General features: G+C 72.5%; 3 protein-coding genes. All 3 read right to left on the minus strand.

The window, feature by feature from the left end:
* Positions 1–952, minus strand: a 952-nt coding sequence (locus tag ACOJSF_RS12000; RefSeq protein ID WP_420142432.1) for an NAD(P)H-hydrate epimerase, incomplete at its 3' end; no start/stop codon positions are given.
* Positions 949–1,674, minus strand: coding sequence for an N-formylglutamate amidohydrolase (locus ACOJSF_RS12005; RefSeq protein ID WP_420142433.1), 726 nt, complete (start codon positions 1,672–1,674; stop codon positions 949–951). The genes ACOJSF_RS12005 and ACOJSF_RS12000, both read right to left, overlap by 4 nt.
* Positions 1,671–2,258 (minus strand): 4-(cytidine 5'-diphospho)-2-C-methyl-D-erythritol kinase (locus tag ACOJSF_RS12010; protein WP_420142434.1); only part of this gene is annotated, 588 nt, incomplete at its 5' end. The genes ACOJSF_RS12005 and ACOJSF_RS12010, both read right to left, overlap by 4 nt.

Here is a 2,258-nt window from a genome sequence, read left to right on the forward strand (position 1 = left end):
CCGCGTCGATCACCAGCGGCCGCCCGCTCGCCAGCGCGGCGTCGAGCCTGTCCCGCGCCGCGCCGTCCCGGCCCAGGCCGGGCCCGACCACGACGGCCCCGACGCGCTTGTCGTCCAGCGCCGCCGCATCCCAGGCACGCCGCACGAGTGCGAGGGGTGCCCCCTCGCCCGCACCGCCCGCCAGTTCGACATATCCCGCACCCGCGCGCTGCGCCGCGCCGGCCGCAAGCGCCGCCGCGCCCGGCATCGCACCCGCAACCACCAGCACCTTGCCGCGCGTATATTTGTTGTCGCCATGTCCCGGCGCACGCAGCGCGGGCAGAGCGATCTCGGCCAGATCGGCGTCGCGGAGGTCAAGACCGATATCCCCCACCGTCACCAGCCCGCACCGCTCCGCTGCCGGCAGCAGCCGATGCGCGGGCTTGAGCGCCCCTAACGCCACCGTCATGCCGAACCGCGGCACGTCCCCCAGCAGCGCGCCGTCGTCGGTCGAGACGCCGCTCGGCAAATCGACCGCGATATTCCATCGCGCACCCTCCACCAGCGAGCAAAGCCGCCTGGCAACCTCTTGATCCAATGCTCTTTTCAGGCCCGTTCCGAACAGTGCGTCGATGACAAGTGTTGCCGGCTCCGCCCTGTCGAAGGCGATCGTCTCCCCCTCCCATCGCGCCGCCGCCTTCCGGGCCGCATCACTTGCGGGCGGGGCGAGTGCCGCCACCCGCACCGACACGCCCCGCGCGTGCAGCAGGCGCGCCGCGACATAGCCGTCACCGCCATTATTGCCGGGCCCGCACAGGATGAGCGTCGGCGCGCGTCCCGCGATCCGCCACGCCGCCTCCGCAACGCGCGCACCGGCACGCTCCATCAGCGCATCGACATCGCTGCCGGCGGCGATCGCCGCTTGCTCGGCCGCGCGCGTCTCCGCCGCCGTCAGGATCGGCCGGCCTTTCACGCCGTGACCGCCTCCGCGACCTGCGCGATCACCGGCGCAAGCAGCGCGCTCCACCGCCCGACCCCGTCCGGGTCGCCGATCAGGTCCTGACGCACCTCGATGCCGAGATAGGCGATCCCGTTCGCCTCGCCGTGGCTATTCATCGTCGCATTCAACACCTTGCCCGAATATGGCAAATTGTCCCCTGCCGCCACGCCCGCCGCCGCCAGCAGCGGCAGCGCGATCCGCGCCGCCCGCTCATCCTGATTGTAGAGAATGCCCACCTGCCAGGGGCGGGGCGCGCCGTCGACGGTAAGCATCGGCGTGAAGCTATGCAGCGAAATCAGCAGCTTCGGCCGGCATGCCGCGATCAGATCGGCGATGTGATCGTGATAGGCACGCCACATGCCGAGCCGTTGGGCACGCGCCTCCGGCGTGAGTGCCTCGTTCCCCGGGACAGCGATACCGTCGCTGACCAGCGGGATCAGCCCTGCCGCATCCTCTTCCCGGTTGAGGTCCACGACCAGACGCGACACCCCGCCGAGCACGCCGGGGCAGTCCAGCGCGGCGCACAGGCTCGCGGCGAGCGGCGCCACACCGATATCGATCGCGACATGCTGGTCCAGCACCTCGGGCACCACGCCGAGCGCGATATCCGCCGGCACCCGGTTCGACGCATGATCCGCAATCAGCAGCAGCCCGCGCGCAGGGTCGCCCGGCAGTTCTGTCCAGGCGGCGGTCATCGCAGCGCGGTCTCCAGCGCCCACCAATCGGGCCGGGTCATGCGGATCGCGCGCGCCGCCGCATCGCGGTCGCCGGCATCGGCGAACAGCGCGAAACAAGTCGCGCCCGATCCCGACATCCGCACCAGTGACGCGCCGGGCTGCGCGTTCAGCGCGCCCAGCACGTCGCCGATCGCGGGGCAGAGCGCCAGCGCCGGCGGCTCCAGGTCATTGCGCCCCTCCCGCGCCGCAGTCCAGGCATCGCCCTCGCTCAGCGCGCCGCGATCCCGCCCATCCCAAGCCTGGAACACCGCCCCGGTCGACAGCGGGCGGGACGGATTAACCAGCAACGTCGCCATCCCGGCCGGGACGCCGTCCGCCGCCAGCAGGCGGTCCCCACGCCCCGTCCCCCACATCGGCCGCGAGCCGAGGCAGGCGGGCACGTCCGCGCCCAGTTCGGCCGCCAGCGCGATCACGCGCGGATCATCGATCGCGATCCCGTCGCGGCGGCACAGCAGCCGCAATGCCGCCGCCGCATCCGCCGATCCGCCCCCCAGGCCGGCCGCCACCGGCAAGGTCTTGATCAGCCGGAACCCGGCTTCATC

This window comes from Sphingomonas sp. (assembly GCF_048594985.1).
Lineage (GTDB): Bacteria > Pseudomonadota > Alphaproteobacteria > Sphingomonadales > Sphingomonadaceae > Sphingomonas_I.

Coding starts and splice junctions, on each gene's coding strand:
- ACOJSF_RS12005 (WP_420142433.1), bottom strand. CDS start 1,674: ATGACCGCCGCCTGGACAGAACTGCCGGGCGACCCTGCGCGCGGGCTG.